Here is a 19,658-nt window from a genome sequence, read left to right on the forward strand (position 1 = left end):
AAAAAGCTGCTGTATATTGCGTAAAAACCACCAACCGGACCTCGTCATGACCCAGACCTCCACGCACAACAATGACTGGTGGCGCGAAGCCATCATCTACCAGGTGTACCCGCGCAGCTACCTCGACACGAACGGCGACGGCGTGGGCGACATCCCCGGCATCACCGCGAAGCTCGACTACATCGCGAGCCTGGGCGTGAACATCGTCTGGCTGTCCCCTTACTTCAAGTCGCCGATGAAGGACTTCGGTTACGACATCTCCGACTACTGCGACGTCGATCCGCTGTTCGGCACCCTGGCCGACTTCGACGCGATGGTCGCCAAGGCGCATTCGCTCGGCCTGAAAATCATGATCGACCAGGTGATGGCGCACACGGCCGATGCGCACCCGTGGTTCGCCGAGAGCCGCTCCAGCCGCGACAACCCGAAGGCCGACTGGTATGTCTGGGCCGACGCTGCCCCGGACGGCAACCCGCCGAACAACTGGATGTCGGTCTTCGGCGGCTCCGCCTGGCAGTGGGACACGCGCCGCAAGCAGTACTACATGCACAACTTCCTGGTCAGCCAGCCGCAATTGAACTTCCATAACCCGGACGTGCAGAAGGCCCACCTGGACGCGCTGCGCTTCTGGCTCGAGCGCGGCGTCGACGGCGTGCGCATGGACGCCTGCAACTACCACTTCCACGACACCCAGCTGCGCAGCAACCCGCCGGCGACCACCCGCGACACGGCCTCGGTCACCGACGTCAACCCCTACGGCATGCAGTCCCACATCTACGACAAGACGCGTCCGGAAAACATCGCCTTCCTGCAGCAGATCCGCGCGCTGCTGAACGAATACAGCGCCGTCTCGATCGGCGAAGTCGGTGCCGACGACGCCCTGGCCTGCATGGCCGAGTACACGGCCGACGGCGACAAGCTGCACATGGCCTACAGTTTCAACCTGCTCACGCCGCAGTTCACGGCCGCGCACATCCGCACCCAGGTCGAGGAATTCGAAGCGCGCGTCAAAGGCGGCTGGGCGTCCTGGTCGGTCGGTAACCACGATGCGATCCGCGTCGTCACGCGCTGGCGCGGCGAGGATGCGCCAGCGGCGTTCGCGGCGATGGTGCTGGCGATGCAGCTGTCCCTGAAAGGCACGCCTTGCCTGTACCAGGGCGACGAACTGGCGCTGCCGGAAGCGGACGTGCCGTATGAACTGCTGCAGGACCCGTACGGCATCACATTCTGGCCGGAATTCAAGGGCCGCGACGGCTGCCGCACCCCGATGCCGTGGACGAATGCCGCGCCCAACGCCGGCTTCACCACCGGCACGCCCTGGCTGCCGGTCGCGGTGCCGCATCTTGCCGCGTCCGTGTCGCAGCAGGAGTTCGACTCCGCATCGGCCTTGAACGCGGCACGCCGCATCATTCACTGGCGCCAGAAGCTGCCGCAGCTGACGCGCGGCGACATCTCCTTCTTCGATGCGCCGGAGCCGGTGCTGGCGCTGCGGCGCACCCTGGACGGTGAAGCGACCGTGCTGGCCGCCTTCAACCTGTCGAACGTGCCGGTAACGATAGCCTGGCCGGAGACGGCGGGCGCTCACGACCTGGAAGGCCACGGCCTGCCGGGCGAAGCGGCAAACGGCCGCGTCACGCTGCCGGCTTACGGCGCCTGGTTCGGTACGCTCGCCTGATGGGCAACGCGCCCGACGCCGAGAAGTTCGAGCGCACCGCGTTCGCCGACGGCCCGCGCCTGCTGGCCGATATCGGCGCCACGCACGCGCGCTTCGCACTGCAGACGGCGCCCGGCACCTTCCGCCATGTGGCCGTGTTGAAGTGCGAGGAGTTCGACGGTGTCGATTCGCTGGTGCGCTTCTACCTGCGCGACCACCTCGACCTGAACCTGCAGCACGCCGCCTTTGCGGTGGCCAATCCCGTCAACGGCGACCAGGTACGCATGACGAACCGCGCCTGGGAATTCTCGACCGAGGCGGTGCGGCGCGAGCTGGGCCTGTCGACGCTGCTGGTGGTGAACGATTTCACGGCGCTGGCGATGGCCATTCCCGTGCTGCTGCCTGCCGACCTGCTGCAGGTCGGCGGCGGCAAGCCGGCGGCGAATGCCGTCATCGGCGTGCTGGGGCCGGGAACGGGCCTCGGCGTCTCGGGCCTGATTCCCACGAGCGACGGCTTCGTCACCCTGGGCAGCGAAGGCGGCCACGTGAACTTCGCGCCCGGCGACGAGCGCGAGTTCGCGATCCTGCGGCACGCCTGGCGCGCCTGGCAGCACGTGTCGAACGAGCGCCTGATTTCCGGGCCCGGCATGGAATTGATCCACGAGGCGCTGGCCTTGCGCAATGGCGTGCAGGCCCCAGGCCGTACGGCCGCCGACATCCTGGCCGCGGGCCTGGATGAAAACGATGCCCTGTGCATCGAGGTGCTGGAAGTCTTCTGCGGCATGCTGGGCGCCGCGGCGGCGAATCTCGCCGTGACCCTGGGCGCCTTCGGCGGCATTTTTATTGGCGGCGGCATCGTGCCGCGCATGGGGGAGTGGTTCGCACGCTCTCCCTTCCGCGCGCGCTTCGAGGCCAAGGGACGCTTCTCGCACTACCTGGCCGACATTCCCACCTATGTCATCACGACGCCGAATCCCGCCTTCCACGGGGTCGCGACCATCCTCTCCGAACACCTGCGCGGACGCAGCGGCGCCAACACGCTGATGGACCGCATCAAGGGGCTGCGCCACGAACTCACGCCCGCCGAGCAGCGCGTGGCGACGCTCGTGCTCGAGCAGCCGCGCCTGGTGCTGAACGAACCGATCGCGGATATCGCGCGCGGTGCGGAAGTCTCGCAGCCGACCGTGATCCGCTTCTGCCGCTCGCTCGGCTTCCTCGGCCTGGCCGATTTCAAACTGAAGTTCGCGAGCAGCCTGACCGGTGCGATCCCGGTGCGCCACAGCCAGGTGAGGAACAGCGACAGCACGCATGACCTGTCGGCGAAGGTGATCGACAACACCGTGTCGGCGATTTTGAAATTCCGCGACGGGCTCGACGTGCACACGCTGGACCGTGCGATCGAGCTGGTGAGCCGCGCACGCCGGGTCGAGTTCTACGCGCTGGGCAATGCGCGCGTGGTGGCGCTCGACGGCCAGCATAAATTCTTCCGCTTCCGGATTCCGACCGCGCTGTATGGCGACTCGCACCTGTTCGCGCTGGCGGCGGATCTGCTCGGGCCGGGCGACGTGGTGATCGCGATCTCGAATTCGGGGCGCTTGCCGGAGCTGCTGCAGGCGGTCGACATCGCCCGTTCGCGCGGCGCCGACGTCATCGCCATCGGCAACAGCCAGTCGCCGCTCGCACGCAAGGCCAGCGTGTGCCTGGCGGTCGATCACGCCGAGGACAGCACGGTGTTCCTGTCGATGATTTCGCGGATCCTGCAGCTGCTGTTCATCGACATCATGGCGGTGGGCTTGTCGGTCGATGCGCACAATGGGCGAGAAGGCGATGTGGAGCAGCGCAGGCTCTTGATTTCACACCTGGACAGTTGAGTAACGTAGGGTGGGCACTTGTGCCCACGCGGTCTGACATGTGCGTCGATGCGGCTTCAACACCATCGCTCACGCGCGCGAAAAGATGTCGGTACTCGTGTCGACTGCTTCATCGTTCGACCGCGTGGGCTCAAGAGCCCACCCTGCGTTACGCGTCCGTTAACGATGTTGTCGATTGCGCGTAGCGCAACTTCATTCCGCCGATTTGGTCTCCACCCGCCGAATCCCGCGCCGCCACTCGTCGAGCGACACCACCGTATCGTTCGCCGTGTCGTCCACCAGAATCTGCTCGCCCGTTTTCGCCACCAGAAAACTCTCGCGCCGCTGCACCTTGTCCGCACGGTTCTCGACAAAACTCAGCTGCCAGTACGACGTGCCGTTGATGACGCGCGGTGTCGGGTCGTCTTCGATCACGGCCCCGTGCGCCTTGCCGCGCGAGCGCTTTTCGATGTCCTGCGACCAGGCCTTCACTTCCGGCAGCGCCAGCAGTGCGGCCATCGCCTGTTCGCGCGTGACGGCCGGTTCGGCCTTCTGCTGCACGATGGGCTTGGCCGGCTGCGGCGGCGCGGCCGGCGGCTGCCTGTCCTTGCAGCCGGCGAGCAGGGCCGCGGCCAGCAGGGAGAAACTCAGCAACTGTGCGCCGCGTGAAATCATGATGGAACCTCGTGGAAAACGTGCGGCCATACTAGCCGATGTGTAGATGCCGGGCAATCTCGGCATGCCGGCCTGACGGACGCTTCCCGGTGTGGGGTGCTAGACTCGTCGCATGTTCGTTTGCCACCCCGGAGGAAACACGATGACCGTATTTCGATTTGCGGGCGCCATGCTGCTGGTCGCCACCCTGCACGGCGCGGCGCTTGCGGCGCCGGAACCGAAGGCGCAGGCCGAGATTGCGCACCTGCTCGACTACGTGGCGACGCCGGGCTGCCAGTTCAACCGCAACGGCAGCTGGCACGACGGGTCGGAGGCGCGTGCGCATCTGCAGAAGAAGTACGACTACCTCGTCAAGCGCGACCTGGTCACGAACGCGGAGTCGTTCATCGAGCGTGGAGCGACGCAGAGCAGCATGAGCGGCAAGCCGTATCTCGTGAAGTGCGGGGGAGGGAAGGCGGTGGCCAGCGCGGTGTATATGAAGGAGGAGTTGAAGCGGTTTCGGGGGAAGGCGAGCCAGTAAATCGTGCGCCGGTCCCGGGCAGTGTTTTCACGCGAACGGTTTGCAGCCGCACATGCGTGGGCATGCCCACGCGGATGCTAGCCCAACTGCAAACCGTTCTCCTCGCACCACCCCGCCAGCACCGCCCGCGTCTGCGCCTCGCGGAAGTCATGCCAGCGCTCCGTCAGGCCACGCTCCTCGACCAGTTCGCTGAAATGGCGATACGCATCCGAACGCTTGAACATCTGGCGTACGCGATCGGCATCGTCAGCCATCGCTGCGTCGGCGAAATCGAACACCAGTTCCAGCCCGAGATCGAGCTCGCTCATGTGTGGCACGGAAATGTAGCGCTCCGAGGTATCGATATCGTCCGGCAGGGACGCCAGTTCCCCATCGACCATCTCCGAGCGGATGTGCACCTGGCCCGTATCGAGGGATACCCAGGCTTTGTCCGGGGTTCCCGGCTCCGACACAATCAATACCGCATCCTCGAGGTCTTCCGCATTCACGACAGGCATCGCAATCTCCCAAAAGTAAAAGCCCGCAAGGCGCGAACCGTGCGGGCTTTTCAAACTGCAGCAGGGCGCCGGCGAACCGGCGCCCAAGGACATTACATCATGCCGTCCATACCGCCCATGCCGCCCATACCACCCATGCCGCCCATGCCGCCGGCTGGCTTGTCTTCAGCCAGTTCCGACACCATGCAGTCGGTGGTCAGCATCAGGCCGGCGATCGACGCTGCGTTTTGCAGTGCCGAGCGGGTGACCTTGGCTGGGTCCAGCACGCCCATTTCGACCATGTCGCCGTAGGTGCCGTTGGCGGCGTTGTAGCCGTAGTTGCCGGTGCCGCCCAGCACTGCCGAGACGACGACCGATGCTTCTTCGCCTGCGTTCTGGACGATCATGCGCAGCGGCTCTTCCATTGCGCGCAGGACGATCTTGATGCCGGCTTCCTGGTCAGGGTTGTCGCCCTTGACTTGCAGGTTGGCGCGGGCACGCAGCAGGGCGACGCCGCCGCCTGGCACGATGCCTTCTTCAACGGCTGCGCGGGTGGCGTGCAGCGCGTCTTCCACGCGTGCTTTCTTTTCCTTCATTTCGACTTCGGTGGCAGCGCCGACCTTGATCACGGCAACGCCGCCGGCCAGCTTGGCCACGCGCTCTTGCAGCTTTTCGCGATCGTAGTCCGAGGTCGCTTCTTCGATCTGGACGCGGACCATCTTGACGCGCGCTTCGATGTTTTCAGCCGAACCTGCACCGTCGATGATGATGGTGTTTTCCTTGCCGACTTCGATACGCTTGGCCTGGCCGAGTTCAGCCAGCGTGACCTTTTCCAGGGTCAGGCCGACTTCTTCCGCGATCACCTGGCCGCCGGTCAGGACAGCGATGTCTTCCAGCATGGCCTTGCGACGGTCGCCGAAGCCAGGCGCCTTGACGGCAACGGTCTTCAGGATGCCGCGGATGTTGTTGACGACCAGGGTCGCCAGCGCTTCGCCTTCGATGTCTTCGGCGACGATCACCAGCGGACGGCCGGCCTTTGCAACTTGCTCCAGTACCGGCAGCAGGTCACGGATGTTCGAGATCTTCTTGTCGCACAGCAGAACGAACGGATTGTCGTGGATGGCGACTTGCTTGTCCGGGTTGTTAATGAAGTAAGGCGACAGGTAGCCGCGGTCGAACTGCATGCCTTCGACGATGTCGAGTTCGTCGTTCAGCGACTTGCCGTCTTCGACGGTGATGACGCCTTCTTTGCCGACTTTTTCCATCGCTTCAGCGATGCGCTCGCCGATCGAGTAGTCCGAGTTGGCCGAGATCGCGCCGACCTGGGCGATTTCTTTCGAGGTGGTGCATGGCTTGGAGATCTTGGCCAGCTCTTCGACGGTGGCAGCAACTGCCTTGTCGATGCCGCGCTTCAGGTCCATCGGGTTCATGCCGGCGGCAACGAACTTCATGCCTTCGCGGACGATGGCTTGTGCCAGCACGGTCGCGGTGGTGGTGCCGTCGCCGGCGTTGTCGCTGGTCTTCGAAGCGACTTCCTTGACCATCTGCGCGCCCATGTTCATGAGCTTGTCTTTGAGTTCGATCTCTTTCGCGACCGAGACGCCGTCCTTGGTGACGGTCGGGGCGCCGAACGAGCGGTCCAGCACGACGTTGCGGCCTTTAGGACCCAGGGTGACCTTGACTGCATTGGCGAGGATGTTGACGCCTTCAACCATCTTGGCGCGCGCTGCGTCGCCGAAAATTACTTCTTTAGCTGCCATTTTTTATTTCTCCGAGAGATATTCTGAGGGGAGGATTACTTGACCAGCACGGCCATGATGTCTTCTTCGCGCATCACCAGCAGTTCCTGGCCGTCGACCTTGACGGTCTGGCCCGAGTACTTGCCGAACAGGACGCGGTCGCCAACCTGGACTTCCAGTGCACGCAGCGTGCCGTTGTCCTGGACTTTGCCATTGCCGACGGCGAGGATCTCGCCCTGGTCCGGCTTCTCGGCGGCTGCATCAGGGATGATCAGGCCGGAGGCAGTCTTGGTTTCCTGGTCGAGACGCTTCACGATAACGCGATCGTGCAGAGGGCGAAGGTTCATGCAAAACTCCTTTATTCAGTGGTTTGGACTAGCTTTGTTTGCGTTGTTTGCCGCGTCGCATACTGCGCCGCAGCTTTGAAAGAGGTTGTTAGCACTCTCATCTAACGAGTGCTAATTATAGGGACGACATCAGGGTATTTCAAGCGGCGATGTTGCAAAATAAATTGCAAGAGCTTGTTTTGCCTCAACTGCCGGGATGACGCGGCAGCTTGCTGGGCCGTGGCCGGCGCAGGTACGGAGCGGAGAGACTAGCACCGATGCCAAGACGGCTGACGCACTGTTGGTGGGGAATTGATCGGTGTCAAACGAGGGGATGGAAGGCGATAAGGACTGCGCTTCCGGATATGCAGGCGCAGCGCTGCTACCGAAATGCAGCCAGATAAGCCTTGCCGCGCGCGGCTACCCGCCGCGACGCTATACACTATGGTCCCCGCCGGGCAGGGCGCAGGCTGTGCTCTCCTGTTGACTGTCTAACCAGAACAGACCTATAGTTACGAATGATTTCCGAATTCCAAGACCTATCCGACAAAATCGAGCGGCTCGCCGAGCTGGTCGTGTCGCTGCGCAGCGAGAATGCGCAACTGCGCCAGACCAACCTGTTACTGAACGAAGTGAACATGGCGCTCGTCGAACGCCTTGTCGAGGTCCAGCACAAGGTCGAAGCCGTGATCGAGCAATTGCCTGCGCCGGAAGAAGCGGAAGACGCGGAAGGTAGCGCGGAAGAGAGCGCGGCAGACGCCGCCGAACCCCTGGATGCCGAGGCTGCCCGATGATTTACCTGGATGTGACGATCATGGGCCAGCCTTACCGCCTGGCCTGCAAGGAAGGCGAACAGGCGACGCTGCGCGATGCCGTGCGCTATCTCGACGGCAAGATGACCGCGCTGCGCGATTCGGGCAAGGTCAAGGGCAACGACCGCATCGCGGTCATGGCCGCGCTCAGCGTGGCCGCGGAATTCCTCTCGGTGAAGTCGCCGCAGGGACCGCTGTCGGACATGACGATGCTCGAAGTGAAACAAAAACTCGAAGCGATGCACAAGGTCCTCGACCACACCCTGGCGCCGCAGGAAAATTTGTCCTGACCGGGCAAATTCGTTTGACATGACGGTTCAAGCGAGTAAACTGCGAGGCACCCTGCGGTGTTCGAGATTGCCATATATTCCTTGAACCATTTACATGCATAGGTTGCGGGATAGTGTTTGATGGGCGTGAGCGTCGCTAGTTCGACGAACCCGAAATTGAACTGACTGTGACCACCTTGAGCCATCAGGTTCGGGATGCCGGCAAAAAACGGCACAGGCGGGGCTACATTCCATGAAGCGGTTGCGAGCAAAAGCACGCAGCCGCTTTTTTACGCGCGCAGGTTTTATCGGCCTGCTTTTTTTTCAGGAGATCCGATGCGCTACTGGTTGATGAAATCCGAGCCCGATGAAGTCAGTTTCGACGACGTTCTCGCCGCACCGGGCCAGACCGTCGCCTGGTTCGGCGTAAGAAACTATCAGGCCCGCAATTTCATGCGCGACGCCATGCAAATCGGCGACGGCATCCTGTTTTATCACTCCAGTTGCGCCGTTCCCGGTGTCGCGGGAATAGCGGAAGTGGCGAGCGGCCCTTATCCCGACGCTACCCAATTCGACAGTGCCGGCAAATACTTCGACCCGAAAGCGACACAGGCGCAGCCGCGCTGGATATCGGTCGACGTCCAGGCGAAAGAAAAGGGGCGCTATTTGACGCTGGCCGAGATGCGCGCCATGCCCGTATTGGAAGACATGGTCCTGCTGCAGAAAGGCAGCCGCCTTTCCATTTCGCCGGTGACGAGCGGGCAGTGGAATGCGATCCTGGAATTCATGCGCACGAAAGATTGAGGAGCTTGCGGTTCGGTGCGCGAAAGCGCTTGCAATAGTTCGATGGTTAGCTAATAATCGATTCCATGAGCACCGTATTCAAAGCCCTCTCCGATCCGACCCGCCGCAAGGTGTTGCAGCTGCTGCAGGCCGGGCCCATCGGTGCGGGAGAATTGGCGGCGATGTTCGACGTTTCCAAGCCGACCATGTCGGCGCACTTCGCCGTGCTCGTCAACGCCGGCCTGATCGAGGCCGACAAGCAGGGGCGCACGGTTACGTACCGCTTGAAGCTGTCGGTGCTGGAAGAGGCCTTGCTTGCCTTTGCCCAGACGTTTGGATTGCAGGTCACGCGGCCGCAACCCGGCCATCTCGATGTCGGATCGAACGAGGAGAAGTCATGAAAAGCACTTTCCCGCTGGGCCGTGCCTTGCTTGGTGCGGTAATGATCGTCGGCGCGTGCGCAGCCCTGAAATGGGCCGCGCCGGAACACTTGTCGCTCGAGTGGTCGCAACGCCTGACCGGTGCCTTGCTCGGCTTTGTCGTGGTGTTCTACGCGAACGCGATTCCGAAATCGCTGACGGCGCTGGCGCGCTTGCGCTGCTCGCCCCAGGCCGAGCAGGCGGCGCGCCGCTTCGCTGGCTGGAGCCTGGTGCTGGGCGGACTCGGCTACATGCTGGCCATGCTGTTCGCGCCGCTGGCCTCCGCGCACCTGCTCGGCGGTGGCGTGCTGGTCGTGGCGCTGGCCGCGGCCCTGTGGCGCTGCTTCGGCGCCGGTTCGGCGGCCGCCCGCGGTTGAGGAGGGCGCCGCCTCAGGCAACTCAGGCGGCCCGCTTCAGCCATTCGCGCGGCGAAGCACCCATCTGCGCAGTAAAGGCGCGCGTAAACGTGGACGGACTCGTATAGCCCGTGCGGCTGCTGACGAGTTTGACCGGCATGCCCTGGCGCAGCAGCCTGCCGCCGAGGGCGATGCGCCAGCGGCTGAGATATTCGCCGGGCGGAATCCCCATCACCTCGCGGAAATGTTCCACGAAGCTGGCGCGCGACATGCCGGCGAGCCTGGCCAGTGCGGCAAGGGTCCACAGCTCGTGCGGGCGCTCGTGGATCGCCGTCAGCGCCGCCGACACCTGGCGGTCCGCCAGGCCGGCCAACAAGCCCAGCGACAATTTTCCGTTGTCGAATTCGCGGCGCACTACCTGGACCAGCAACACATCGCACAGCCGGTCCAGGATCAATTCGCGGCCGGGCGCCGTGCCTGCCGCCTCGCCGAACAGCAGATCGAGTGTCGGCCCCAGCCCAGCGATCTCGGCCAGCGGCATATGCAGGCAGCCGGGCAGCACCCGGACCAGCGGATTGGCCTTGCCCCCTTCGAAGACGATGTCGGCGCACAGCAGCAGGGCAGTGTGCCCGGCGGGAACCTGCAAGCGATGGTTGGTGCCGTGCGGATAAAAAACCAGCGAAGGCAGGTCGATGCGCAGGAGCGCGCCATCGTCGTGCACGAACTCGACCGGCCCCTGGCGCACCAGATGCAGGTGGCCGGCACTGCCATTCTCATGGAACTGGTTGGCGTCGCAAAACGGACCGTTGTAGAAGATGCGGGCGCTGAATGCCTGGCGACCCAGCAAGGATGACAGTTTGTCCATTTCAATAAAGTTCGACGCAGAGCCGCGTATTCTGGACGATTTGCGTAGTTTCCGTGTGGAAATTATCGTCAAATTCGTCGAAAATGCAACGCTTTGCCGGCAGCCCGCCGCTTTCTGTCCACTCTACTGTCATGAAAAACCTCCGGATCAAATACCTCATCGCAACGGTGACCAGCGCACTGATTGCCGTGACCCTCGCCGTTGGCGGCCTCGGTTATTTCTCGACCCAGCGTGCGGTCGAATTGCTCGAGAACTCGACCTTGCGCACTGCCAACCAGCAGCTCGCCCTGGCAAGCATGGTGCACCGCATGGAAACCAATCGCAGCCAGCTGCTGCAGGCGCTCCAGCACAATCCCGACAGCAAATATGCTGTCATGCATGACCACCCCCTGGCAAACCACTTCAACAATATCAACAGCAACACGGCCGCGCTGCTGGCGGAGCGCGACAAGCTGCTCGATTCCTTGCGCAGGCCCGAAACGCGAGCAGCCGTCGCCCGCTGGCGCCAGGACAGCCAGGAATTTGGCGTCGAGCTGATCGGCAACGCCGCGCGCGCGCTCGAGGGCGGCGATTGGGACAAGGCGCAGGAGATCCTGATCCGCCAGGTCAACCCGAGCTACCTGAAGGGCCAGCAAGCCTACAAGGCCCTGCAGGATTACATGAGCACGCGCAACGTCCACGAGAGCGAGGCACTCCATGCCGAACTGCGCAGCCTGAACCGCCTGATTGTCGGTGCCATCGCGTTCGCCGTCCTGCTCGCCGTTGCGGCTACGCTGTACCTGGTCGCGGCCATTACCCGTCCGCTCGGCACCGCGGTCGACCTGGCGCGGCGCGTCGCCGGCGGCGACCTGAGCGCGCAGATCGTGGTCGATACACGCAACGAATTCGGCCAGCTGCTCGGCGCCTTGCGCGACATGAACACCAGCCTGGCCGGCATCGTGGGCGAGGTGCGCAGCGGCAGCGACGTCATCGCCACGGCCTCAAGCCAGATCGCCGCCGGCAACATGGACCTGTCTTCGCGTACCGAACAGCAGGCCAGCTCGATCGAGGAAACGGCCGCGTCGGTGGAGGAGCTCACCACGACGGTGCGCCAGAACGCGGACAATGCGCGCCAGGCCAACGGCCTGGCGGCCTCGGCCTCGGATGTGGCCACGCGCGGCGGCGCCGTGGTGCGCGAGGTCGTCGGTACGATGGGCGCCATCAACGATTCGGCGCGCAAGATCGTCGACATCATTGCCGTCATCGACGGCATCGCGTTCCAGACGAACATCCTGGCGCTGAACGCCGCCGTCGAGGCCGCCCGTGCCGGCGAACAGGGCCGCGGCTTTGCCGTCGTCGCCTCCGAAGTACGCAGTCTCGCCCAGCGCTCGGCCGGCGCGGCAAAGGAAATCAAGGCCTTGATCACCGACTCGGTCGAGAAAGTCGACAGCGGCAGCCGCCTGGTCAATCAGGCAGGCACGACAATGGAAGAAATCGTCCATAGCGTACGTCGCGTGGCCGCCATCATGGAGGAGATCACGGCGGCGACGAGCGAGCAGAGCGCAGGCATCGAACAGATCCACGAGGCCGTCAGCCAGATGGATCAGGTCACCCAGCAGAATGCCGCCCTGGTCGAAGAGGCGGCCGGCGCCGCACAGTCGCTGCAGGACAGCGCGGCCGGGCTGGTGCAGCGGGTCAGCGTTTTCAAGCTCGGCCACGCTGTGCATGAGCGGCGTCCCGGAGTGCGTCCGGCTGCCGCGTATCCGAAGCTGGGAAGCGCCGCCACCCGGGCGGAGTGGGCCGCGTTCTGAAGCGCGTCGCCGCGCTGGCGGACGGTGGGGGAGCGCCCGCCGTCTGGCGCAAATAGTTGCACGTGAAGAACGGCAACAATTCACTGTTTGACATAGAATCCACGCTTTCTCTCGTCGGATTCTTCAATGTCCACGGCATCGCCCTCGCTCGCCACACTGGAAGCCAACCTGACTTCCACCCTCGTCGCCAAAATACGGGATTTCGCTATCTTCATGCTGTCTCCGGATGGACGCGTGGCGACGTGGAATGCCGGCGCCCAGCGCGCCAAGGGCTATACGGCCGACGAGATCATCGGCCACGCCTTCGAATGCTTCTATACGGAGGAAGACCGCCTGGCCGGGGTCCCGCGCCAGGCGCTGGCCACCGCGCAGGCGGCCGGCGTCTTCGAAGCCACCGGCTGGCGCGTGCGCAAGGACGGCACCCGGTTCTGGGCGCACGTGGTGATCGATCCGCTCTACGACGACGATGGTTCCCTGATCGGTTTCGGCAAGGTGACGCGCGACGTCACCAAGGCGCGCGACGCACGCGAGCGCGAACAGCGGGCCCAGGATGCGTTGCTGCAGGCGCGTACCGAACAAAGCAAGCACCTGCTGCGCCTGGTCGAGCAGGCGCCGGGCTTCGTTTGCTTCTTCCGCGGCCCGACGCATGTCTACGAATTGCAGAACGAAGCGCACCACCGGCTGGCTGGCCACCGCGACATCATCGGCAAACCCGTGCGCGAGGCCTTGCCGGAGCTCGCGGGCCAGGGCTTCTTCGAGCTGCTCGACGACGTGTACCAGTCGGGCCAGCCGCACGTGGGCCGCGGCGTGCCGCTCACCGTGCACCGCCCGGACGGCGCGGCAGTCGCCAGCTATATCGACTTCGTCTACCAGCCCATCTTCGACGAGAACGGCAGCGTGCTGGGGATTTTCTCCCAGGGCAGCGACGTGACCGAGCAGGTCATCAATGCGCGTTCCCTGGTACAAAAGCAGAGCGAGCTCGAGCAGACCATCCTGGACCGCACCAGCGCCCTCGAGGATGCGCGCCGGGCGCTTGCCCGTGCCGATGCGCTGCAGCTGAGTAATACCTTTTTCCAGAGCCTGTTCGAGCAGGCGCCCGGTTTCATCTGCGTGCTGAAAGGGCCGGCGCATGTCTTCGAACTGGCCAACGGCGCCTACCGCAAGCTCACCGGCGAGCGCGACCTGATCGGGAAAGACGTCCGCGATGCCTTGCCGGAGGTGGAAGGCCAGGGCTTTTTCGAGCTGCTCGACAAGGTGTATCAAACCGCAACGCCCGTGGTTGGCCAGAGCGTGCAGCTCGAACTGCAGGACGTGCCCGGCAAGATCGTCACGCATTTCGTCGACTTTATCTACCAGCCGATCCTGGATGCGCAGGGCCAGTCGACCGGGATCTTCGTGCAGGGCAGCGACGTCACGAAGCAGAAGCAGGCCATGGACGAGGTGCAGAAATACCAGAAGGAACTGGAGAGCCTGGTCGAGGAACGCACCACCGAACTGCAGTCGGCGCAGGCGGCGCTGCAGCACTCGCAAAAACTCGAGGCCATCGGCAAATTGACGGGCGGGGTAGCCCATGACTTCAATAATATTCTCCAGGTCATCGGCGGCAACCTGCAGCTGCTGCGCGACAGCAGCGTGCGCGAACAGCTCCCGCTCAAGCACGTCGATACCGCGCTCGGCGCGGTCGAGCGCGGCGCGAAGCTGGCCGCGCAGCTGCTTGCGTTTGCCCGTCGCCAGCCCCTGCAGCCGGTCGTGATCAGTCCGGCGCGGGTAGTGCAGCAGATGGATGAGCTGCTGCGCAGGGCGCTGGGCGAGACGATTGCCGTGGAAACGATCCGCGGCGGCGGCCTGTGGAACACCTGCGTCGACCCTTACCAGCTCGAGAACGTGATCCTGAACCTGGCGATCAATGCGCGCGACGCCATGCCGTCGGGCGGCAAGCTGACGATCGAACTGGGCAACGCCATGCTCGACGACGACTATGTGGCCAGCCAGCACGATCTCGCGCCGGGCCAGTATGTCCTGATCGCGATTTCCGACAACGGTTCCGGCATGACGCGCGAGGTGCTCGAACGGGCCTGCGAACCCTTCTTCACGACCAAGCCCGAAGGCCACGGCACCGGGCTGGGCCTGTCGATGGCCTATGGCTTTGTCAAGCAGACCGGCGGCCACTTCCAGATCTATACCGAGGTCGGGCACGGCACGACCATCAAGATGTATTTCCCGCGCTCGTATAAAGCGGAGGCCAGCGAGCCGGTCGTCAAGAGCGGCCCGGTCATGGGCGGCAACGAAACCATCCTCGTGGTCGAGGATGACCTGGCGGTCCAGGCAACCGTCGTCGAAATGCTGCGCAGCCTGGGCTACAAGGTGATGAAGGCCGATCATGCCGCCGCCGCGCTGGCGATCCTCAGCAGCGGCGTGCCGATCGACCTGCTGTTCACCGACGTGGTCATGCCGGGCCAGCTGCGCAGTCCGGAGCTGGCGCGCCAGGCACGCCTGATCCATCCGGACATCGCGGTCCTGTTCACCTCGGGCTACACCCAGAACGCCATCGTCCACGACGGCAAGCTCGATGCCGGCGTGCAGCTGCTCTCGAAACCGTATGCGCGCGACCAGCTGGCACGCAAGCTGCGCCAGCTGCTGTCCAGCGAGCAGGCCCAGGCAGGCCGGGCGGCGCAGGAGGCGCCCCTGGAAAGCGTGGGCGCGACCAGGCGTGTCCTGTTCATCGACGACGATCCGGATTTGCTGGCCACGACCTGTGCGCTGCTCGAAATGCTCAACCAGCGCGTCGACGGCACGAGCAATGCGGCCGACGCGCTCGCCATGCTCGGACGCAACCATTACGACGTGCTCATCACCGATTACGACCTGCCCGGCATGGACGGGATCGAACTGGCCCGCCGTGCGAAATCGTGCCAGCCGGAACTGAAGATCGTGATCGCGAGCGGCTATGGACACCTGGACGAAGCGAAGGCCCTGGGCGCCATCACCTTGCCCAAGCCCTTCTCTCCGTCCGACCTCAAGCGTATCCTCGCATGACCCACACCTATTATTGATCGGACACCATGAAGGTCAGGTCGCATATCGCTTTGCTGGTGTCGGCCATCCTCGTGCCGACCGTCCTGTTTTCGCTCGTCGTGCTCAACGTGCTGCTCACCGCCGAGCGCAAGGCGGCGCTGCGCAGCATGCAGGAACTGGCGCGCGCCTCGGTCAACATCATGGACCGCGAAATGACTTTCGCGATGGCGACGGCGCAGGCCCTGAGTACTTCGCGTAACCTGAACGAGGGCAATTTCGAAGCTTTCTACGAGCAGGCCCGCGCCTCCAACCGCGGCCGCGACATCAACGCGGCGCTGCTCGACGAACACGGGCAGCAAATATTCAACACGGTCCGTCCCTACGGCACCCGCATTGGCGCGCCCGACGCCGCCGCCGTCGCCCGTGTGAAGCAAGTCGTGGAGAGCGGCAAGCCCGTCTACAGCGGCCTCATCAAGGGACGGGCGACCGGAAAGTTCGTGGTCAGCGTCGAGTATCCCGTCACGATCGCGGACGGGCGCCGTTTCGTCGTGGACGAATGGATGTTTTCCGAGCACCTGGACCGCTTGCTGCTTGCCAAGGACATTCCGCGCTCCTGGCTGATCTCCGTGTTCGACAGGCAGGGCATCACGATCGCCCGCAATATCAACCCGGAAAAGTTCGTCGGCCAGCCGCCGCGCAACGAACGGCTCAAAACGATCCTGTCCGGCTTCGAAGGGATTTCGCGCGCCTATACGCGCGACGGCGTGGAAATGTACGGCGCCTGGGAACGTTCGGCCATGACCGGCTGGTCGGTCGGCGTCGGCGTGCCGGTCGACGAGATCGAGCAGACCGCGGTGCATACCGTGGCGCTGACCGCGGCCGGGTTCCTGACCGCGCTCCTGTGCGCCATCGGCGGCGCGGTGCTGTTCGGGCGGCGCCTGATCGGCGCCATCGACCAGGCGTCGGCGGCCGCCGAAATGCTGCCCGCCTACCAGGTGCCCCCTGTCGCCGATCTTCGCGTCGAGGAAATGAACCGGCTGCAGATGGCGCTGCACCGCGCCGGCCACCTGCTCGTCGCCGGCGAAACGACCAGGCAGCAGAGCCTGGAAGAGGCGAAGCATGCCCGCGTGCAGGCCGAGCAGGCGCAAAAGGTGGCGGAAGACCAGAACCGGGCGAAGGACGAGTTCCTGGCCATGCTCGGTCACGAATTGCGCAACCCGCTGGCCGCGATCGCTTCCGGCGTCGCGATGCTGAACCTGCCGAACCTCGATGCCGGCCGCAGCGCCAACGTCAAGGCGATCATCGGGCGCCAGACCCGGCACCTGACCCACCTCGTCGACGAGCTCCTCGACGCCCACCGCATCCTCAACGGCAAGATCACGCTGGCGCGCACGCCGCTCGACCTGAAAGCGGCGGTCGAGGCCTGCCTGGCCTCGTTCGAGGCGCGCGGCGCAGCCAGCTCGCACCGCTTGAGCGCGCAGCTGGCGCCGGCGATGATCGAGTCCGACCCGACCCGGCTGGAACAGATGATCGCCAACCTGGTCGACAATGCGCTGAAGTACACCCCGGAGGGAGGGCAGGTCGAGGTCAGGCTGCGCACCGAAGACGGCAACGCGGTACTGGAGGTGGCCGACAGCGGCATCGGCCTGTCGCCGGAGCTGCTCGCCAGGGCCTTCGATGTCTTCGTCCAGGGCCAGGTCGTCAACCGCTCCAAGGGCGGGCTGGGCATCGGCCTGGCCGTCGTCAGCGCGCTGGCCCGCCAGCAGGGCGCCACGCTGGAGGCGCACAGCCCTGGACTGAACCAGGGCAGCGTCTTCACCCTGCGCTTTCCCCTGGCCGCTGCGCTGCCGGCCGTGGAAGCACCGCCGGCGGCAGGCGCGAGGACCGGCAGCGCGCGGGTCCTCGTCATCGAAGACAACCGCGATGTGCGCGAGGCGATGTTCCTGATGCTGTCCCAGCATGGGTTCACCGTCCAGGTGGCGGAGAACGGCCAGGCAGGTATCGCGGCCGCATCAACGCATCTGCCTCAGGTTGCCCTCGTCGACATCGACCTTCCCGACATCTCGGGATTCGAGGTGGCCCGCACCCTGAGAAGCCTGCCCGCGACGGCTGGCATCCAGCTGTTCGCGGTCACCGGTTACGGCCAGGCGGCGGACCGCGACAAGGCCCTCGCGGCCGGGTTCGACGGCCACTTCACCAAACCGGTCCCGGTCGAAGCGCTGGTTGCGGCGATCAATCGATCGAGCGCAGCGGCCGCGCCGACATTCGGCTAGTATGCCTGTCTCATCCGTTCGATAAGCAAGGCTGGCCGATGGCACCCACGTTCACGTTTTACACTGCCGCAGGCGCCTCCTGCGCGGCGCACGATCATCCGCGAGCGTCCGCTCGCCCGCGCGCGGAGGGCCCATGGACCCGATGATGATCCTGGCCCTGCTGGCCATGGGCTGCTTCGGCGGTTTCGCGGCCGGCCTGCTCGGCATTGGCGGCGGCATGATCCTGGTGCCCTTCATCAGCGCCGTGCTTGCGGCGCGCGGCGTTCCCGAGTCGCTCGTCGTCCACATGGCAATTGCCACCTCGCTCGCCACCATCGTCTTCACCTCCCTGTCCTCGGTGCGCGCGCACCACAAGCACGGCGCGGTGGTCTGGCGCATCGTCGCCTTGCTGGCGCCGGGGATCCTGGTCGGCTCGACCATCGGGCCCTGGATCGGCAAGCAGATGAATACGGCGACGCTGTCCTGGTTCTTTGGCGCCTTCGTCGCGTTTTCGGCCACGCAAATGCTGGTCAACAGGAAGCCGGCCGCGGCGCGCGATTTACCCGGCACGACCGGCATGTTCGCCGCGGGCGGCGTGATCGGGATCCTGGCGGGCCTGGTGGGAGCAGGGGGCGGCTTTGTCTCGGTGCCCTTCATGACCTGGTGTAACGTCCGCATCCACAATGCGGTGGCCACCAGCGCCGCGCTCGGGTTTCCGATCGCGTTCGCAGGCACGCTGGCGAATGTATTTTATGGCTGGGGCGAGCCGGGGCTGCCCCAATATTCGCTCGGCTTCATCTATGTGCCGGCTTTGCTGATCATCGTCGCGGCGAGCGTGACGATGGCGCCGCTGGGGGCGAGAACGGCGCACCGGATGCCGGTGCGCCAGTTGCAGAAGGTGTTTGCGGTGATCCTGTATGCGCTTGCCGCGTACATGTTCTGGAAAGCTTTGTAGGGTGGGCGGCTAAACTCCGAAGCGTGAAGGGCGCGCAGCGTGAACGCCGCCCACGCGTTCAACGCACGCGCGTATGGCGCCCACCCTGCATTTACACCCGCACCGCCTGCTTGCCTTCGCGCGAATAGGCCCAGGCCAGCATGATCAGCGCCGCGACGATCATCGGCAGCGACAGCACCTGGCCCGAGGTGATCGGCAGGCCGGCAACCGTCGTTTCCCAGTCCGGCACGCGGAACCATTCGGTGAAGAAGCGCGCGCAGCCGTACAGCAGGGTGAACATCGCGCCCACCGCCAGCCGTGGACGCGCCTTGCGTGCAAACGGCCACAGGATCAGGAACACGAGGATGCCGTCGACCAGCATCTGGTAAATCGGCGACGGGTGGCGCGGACCTTCGACGCCTGGCCAGATCATCGCCCACGGCAGGCTCGGGTCGGCCAGGCGGCCCGGCAGTTCGTGGTTGATGAAATTGCCCAGGCGGCCGGCGGCATAGCCGAGCGGGACCATCGGGGCAATGAAGTCATACACGTCGAGCAGGTTGCGCTTTGCTTTCCGCGCCCACAGGGCCATCGCGATCAGCACGCCGATAAAACCGCCGTGGAAGGACATGCCGCCTTTCCAGACCTGGAAAATCTCGAGCGGGTGGGCCAGGAAATGGGCCGGCTGGTAGAACAGCACCTCGCCCAGGCGCCCGCCGATCACGACCCCGAGCATGCCGTAGAACAGCATGTCGTCCAGGTCCTCGGCCTTCCAGCCCTGCGCGGCAATGTGGGGCTGCCTGATGCGCACGCGACCGAGCAGCAGGAACAGGCCGAACGCGACCACATACATCAGGCCATACCAGTGGATGTCCACCGGGCCGATGGAAAAGGCGATCGGGTCCGGATTCGGGTGTACCAGCATA

General features: G+C 64.6%; 18 protein-coding genes and 1 other RNA gene. 13 read left to right on the forward strand and 6 right to left on the reverse strand.

Annotation, left to right across the window (positions count from 1 at the left end):
* Positions 1-46: 46 nt before the first annotated feature.
* Both ACI48I_RS02915 and ACI48I_RS02920 read left to right on the forward strand, forming a co-directional pair.
* Positions 47-1,675 (forward strand): alpha-glucosidase, encoded by a 1,629-nt coding sequence (locus ACI48I_RS02915; RefSeq protein WP_498573291.1) that lies wholly within the window; start codon positions 47-49, stop codon positions 1,673-1,675.
* Positions 1,675-3,525 (forward strand): glucokinase, encoded by a 1,851-nt coding sequence (locus tag ACI48I_RS02920; RefSeq protein ID WP_193688554.1) that lies wholly within the window; start codon positions 1,675-1,677, stop codon positions 3,523-3,525. Before ACI48I_RS02915 ends, ACI48I_RS02920 begins: the two co-directional genes overlap by 1 nt.
* Positions 3,526-3,717: 192 nt before the next feature.
* Here the strand turns inward: ACI48I_RS02920 and ACI48I_RS02925 are convergent, their stop codons facing one another.
* Positions 3,718-4,179 carry a hypothetical protein gene (locus ACI48I_RS02925; RefSeq protein ID WP_498573292.1) on the reverse strand — a complete coding sequence of 154 codons (462 nt, stop codon included), beginning with the start codon at positions 4,177-4,179 and terminating at the stop codon, positions 3,718-3,720.
* A 142-nt stretch (positions 4,180-4,321) separates the two neighbouring features.
* Between ACI48I_RS02925 and ACI48I_RS02930 the strand changes: the two genes are divergently transcribed.
* Entirely contained in the window at positions 4,322-4,699 is a 378-nt protein-coding gene (locus tag ACI48I_RS02930; RefSeq protein WP_227496693.1) for a YfeK family protein, read from the forward strand.
* Between the two features lie 77 nt (positions 4,700-4,776).
* On the opposite strand, the gene ACI48I_RS02935 is transcribed toward ACI48I_RS02930, so the two are convergent.
* The 3 genes from ACI48I_RS02935 to groES form a co-directional block, all read right to left on the reverse strand.
* Complete coding sequence (locus tag ACI48I_RS02935; RefSeq protein ID WP_193688556.1) at positions 4,777-5,196, reverse strand: UPF0158 family protein; 420 nt, start codon at positions 5,194-5,196, stop codon at positions 4,777-4,779.
* A gap of 92 nt (positions 5,197-5,288) precedes the next feature.
* On the reverse strand, positions 5,289-6,935 hold the full coding sequence (gene groL, locus ACI48I_RS02940) for a chaperonin GroEL (RefSeq protein WP_193688557.1): 1,647 nt from the start codon (positions 6,933-6,935) through the stop codon (positions 5,289-5,291).
* A 35-nt stretch (positions 6,936-6,970) separates the two neighbouring features.
* Complete coding sequence (gene groES, locus ACI48I_RS02945) at positions 6,971-7,261, reverse strand: co-chaperone GroES (RefSeq protein ID WP_193688558.1); 291 nt, start codon at positions 7,259-7,261, stop codon at positions 6,971-6,973.
* 497 nt (positions 7,262-7,758) lie between these two features.
* On the opposite strand from groES, the gene ACI48I_RS02950 reads away from it, so the two are divergent.
* The 6 genes from ACI48I_RS02950 to ACI48I_RS02975 all read left to right on the forward strand — a co-directional run bounded on the left by ACI48I_RS02950 (position 7,759) and on the right by ACI48I_RS02975 (position 9,900).
* Positions 7,759-8,034, forward strand: a complete 276-nt coding sequence (locus ACI48I_RS02950) for a hypothetical protein (RefSeq protein WP_193688559.1) — start codon at positions 7,759-7,761, stop codon at positions 8,032-8,034.
* Positions 8,031-8,342, forward strand: a complete 312-nt coding sequence (locus ACI48I_RS02955) for a cell division protein ZapA (RefSeq protein WP_193688560.1) — start codon at positions 8,031-8,033, stop codon at positions 8,340-8,342. Before ACI48I_RS02950 ends, ACI48I_RS02955 begins: the two co-directional genes overlap by 4 nt.
* 46 nt (positions 8,343-8,388) lie before the next feature.
* A non-coding RNA gene (gene ssrS / locus ACI48I_RS02960) (6S RNA) lies at positions 8,389-8,570 on the forward strand.
* An 87-nt stretch (positions 8,571-8,657) separates the two neighbouring features.
* Positions 8,658-9,125 (forward strand): EVE domain-containing protein, encoded by a 468-nt coding sequence (locus ACI48I_RS02965; RefSeq protein WP_498573293.1) that lies wholly within the window; start codon positions 8,658-8,660, stop codon positions 9,123-9,125.
* 65 nt (positions 9,126-9,190) lie between these two features.
* The gene (locus ACI48I_RS02970; RefSeq protein ID WP_193688562.1) at positions 9,191-9,505 is read left to right on the forward strand and encodes a metalloregulator ArsR/SmtB family transcription factor; all 315 of its coding nucleotides are present in this window, start codon (positions 9,191-9,193) and stop codon (positions 9,503-9,505) included.
* On the forward strand, positions 9,502-9,900 hold the full coding sequence (locus ACI48I_RS02975) for a hypothetical protein (RefSeq protein ID WP_498573294.1): 399 nt from the start codon (positions 9,502-9,504) through the stop codon (positions 9,898-9,900). Before ACI48I_RS02970 ends, ACI48I_RS02975 begins: the two co-directional genes overlap by 4 nt.
* A gap of 22 nt (positions 9,901-9,922) precedes the next feature.
* Here the strand turns inward: ACI48I_RS02975 and ACI48I_RS02980 are convergent, their stop codons facing one another.
* The gene (locus ACI48I_RS02980) at positions 9,923-10,744 is read right to left on the reverse strand and encodes an AraC family transcriptional regulator (protein WP_498573295.1); all 822 of its coding nucleotides are present in this window, start codon (positions 10,742-10,744) and stop codon (positions 9,923-9,925) included.
* A gap of 131 nt (positions 10,745-10,875) precedes the next feature.
* Here ACI48I_RS02980 and ACI48I_RS02985 point away from each other — a divergent pair, with 131 nt between their 5' ends.
* From ACI48I_RS02985 to ACI48I_RS03000, 4 genes are all read left to right on the forward strand, one after another.
* Entirely contained in the window at positions 10,876-12,534 is a 1,659-nt protein-coding gene (locus ACI48I_RS02985) for a methyl-accepting chemotaxis protein (RefSeq protein ID WP_498573296.1), read from the forward strand.
* 126 nt (positions 12,535-12,660) lie between these two features.
* Positions 12,661-15,570, forward strand: coding sequence for a response regulator (locus ACI48I_RS02990; protein ID WP_227496694.1), 2,910 nt, complete (start codon positions 12,661-12,663; stop codon positions 15,568-15,570).
* A gap of 26 nt (positions 15,571-15,596) precedes the next feature.
* Positions 15,597-17,822, forward strand: coding sequence for a hybrid sensor histidine kinase/response regulator (locus tag ACI48I_RS02995; RefSeq protein WP_498573297.1), 2,226 nt, complete (start codon positions 15,597-15,599; stop codon positions 17,820-17,822).
* Between the two features lie 133 nt (positions 17,823-17,955).
* Entirely contained in the window at positions 17,956-18,756 is an 801-nt protein-coding gene (locus ACI48I_RS03000; protein WP_193688567.1) for a sulfite exporter TauE/SafE family protein, read from the forward strand.
* Between the two features lie 91 nt (positions 18,757-18,847).
* On the opposite strand, the gene lgt is transcribed toward ACI48I_RS03000, so the two are convergent.
* The gene (gene lgt / locus ACI48I_RS03005; RefSeq protein WP_498573298.1) at positions 18,848-19,657 is read right to left on the reverse strand and encodes a prolipoprotein diacylglyceryl transferase; all 810 of its coding nucleotides are present in this window, start codon (positions 19,655-19,657) and stop codon (positions 18,848-18,850) included.
* Position 19,658 lies beyond the last annotated feature (1 nt).

This window comes from Massilia sp. LXY-5, assembly GCF_059801075.1.

Excerpts from the sequence above, each read along its gene's own strand:
- ACI48I_RS02915 (WP_498573291.1), top strand. The coding sequence starts at position 47 with ATGACCCAGACCTCCACGCACAACAATGACTGGTGGCGCGAAGCCATC.
- ACI48I_RS02920 (WP_193688554.1), top strand. The coding sequence starts at position 1,675 with ATGGGCAACGCGCCCGACGCCGAGAAGTTCGAGCGCACCGCGTTCGCC.
- ACI48I_RS02925 (WP_498573292.1), bottom strand. The coding sequence starts at position 4,179 with ATGATTTCACGCGGCGCACAGTTGCTGAGTTTCTCCCTGCTGGCCGCG.
- ACI48I_RS02930 (WP_227496693.1), top strand. The coding sequence starts at position 4,322 with ATGACCGTATTTCGATTTGCGGGCGCCATGCTGCTGGTCGCCACCCTG.
- ACI48I_RS02935 (WP_193688556.1), bottom strand. The coding sequence starts at position 5,196 with ATGCCTGTCGTGAATGCGGAAGACCTCGAGGATGCGGTATTGATTGTG.
- groL (WP_193688557.1), bottom strand. The coding sequence starts at position 6,935 with ATGGCAGCTAAAGAAGTAATTTTCGGCGACGCAGCGCGCGCCAAGATG.
- groES (WP_193688558.1), bottom strand. The coding sequence starts at position 7,261 with ATGAACCTTCGCCCTCTGCACGATCGCGTTATCGTGAAGCGTCTCGAC.
- ACI48I_RS02950 (WP_193688559.1), top strand. The coding sequence starts at position 7,759 with ATGATTTCCGAATTCCAAGACCTATCCGACAAAATCGAGCGGCTCGCC.
- ACI48I_RS02955 (WP_193688560.1), top strand. The coding sequence starts at position 8,031 with ATGATTTACCTGGATGTGACGATCATGGGCCAGCCTTACCGCCTGGCC.
- ACI48I_RS02965 (WP_498573293.1), top strand. The coding sequence starts at position 8,658 with ATGCGCTACTGGTTGATGAAATCCGAGCCCGATGAAGTCAGTTTCGAC.
- ACI48I_RS02970 (WP_193688562.1), top strand. The coding sequence starts at position 9,191 with ATGAGCACCGTATTCAAAGCCCTCTCCGATCCGACCCGCCGCAAGGTG.
- ACI48I_RS02975 (WP_498573294.1), top strand. The coding sequence starts at position 9,502 with ATGAAAAGCACTTTCCCGCTGGGCCGTGCCTTGCTTGGTGCGGTAATG.
- ACI48I_RS02980 (WP_498573295.1), bottom strand. The coding sequence starts at position 10,744 with ATGGACAAACTGTCATCCTTGCTGGGTCGCCAGGCATTCAGCGCCCGC.
- ACI48I_RS02985 (WP_498573296.1), top strand. The coding sequence starts at position 10,876 with ATGAAAAACCTCCGGATCAAATACCTCATCGCAACGGTGACCAGCGCA.
- ACI48I_RS02990 (WP_227496694.1), top strand. The coding sequence starts at position 12,661 with ATGTCCACGGCATCGCCCTCGCTCGCCACACTGGAAGCCAACCTGACT.
- ACI48I_RS02995 (WP_498573297.1), top strand. The coding sequence starts at position 15,597 with ATGAAGGTCAGGTCGCATATCGCTTTGCTGGTGTCGGCCATCCTCGTG.
- ACI48I_RS03000 (WP_193688567.1), top strand. The coding sequence starts at position 17,956 with ATGGACCCGATGATGATCCTGGCCCTGCTGGCCATGGGCTGCTTCGGC.
- lgt (WP_498573298.1), bottom strand. The coding sequence starts at position 19,657 with ATGCTGGTACACCCGAATCCGGACCCGATCGCCTTTTCCATCGGCCCG.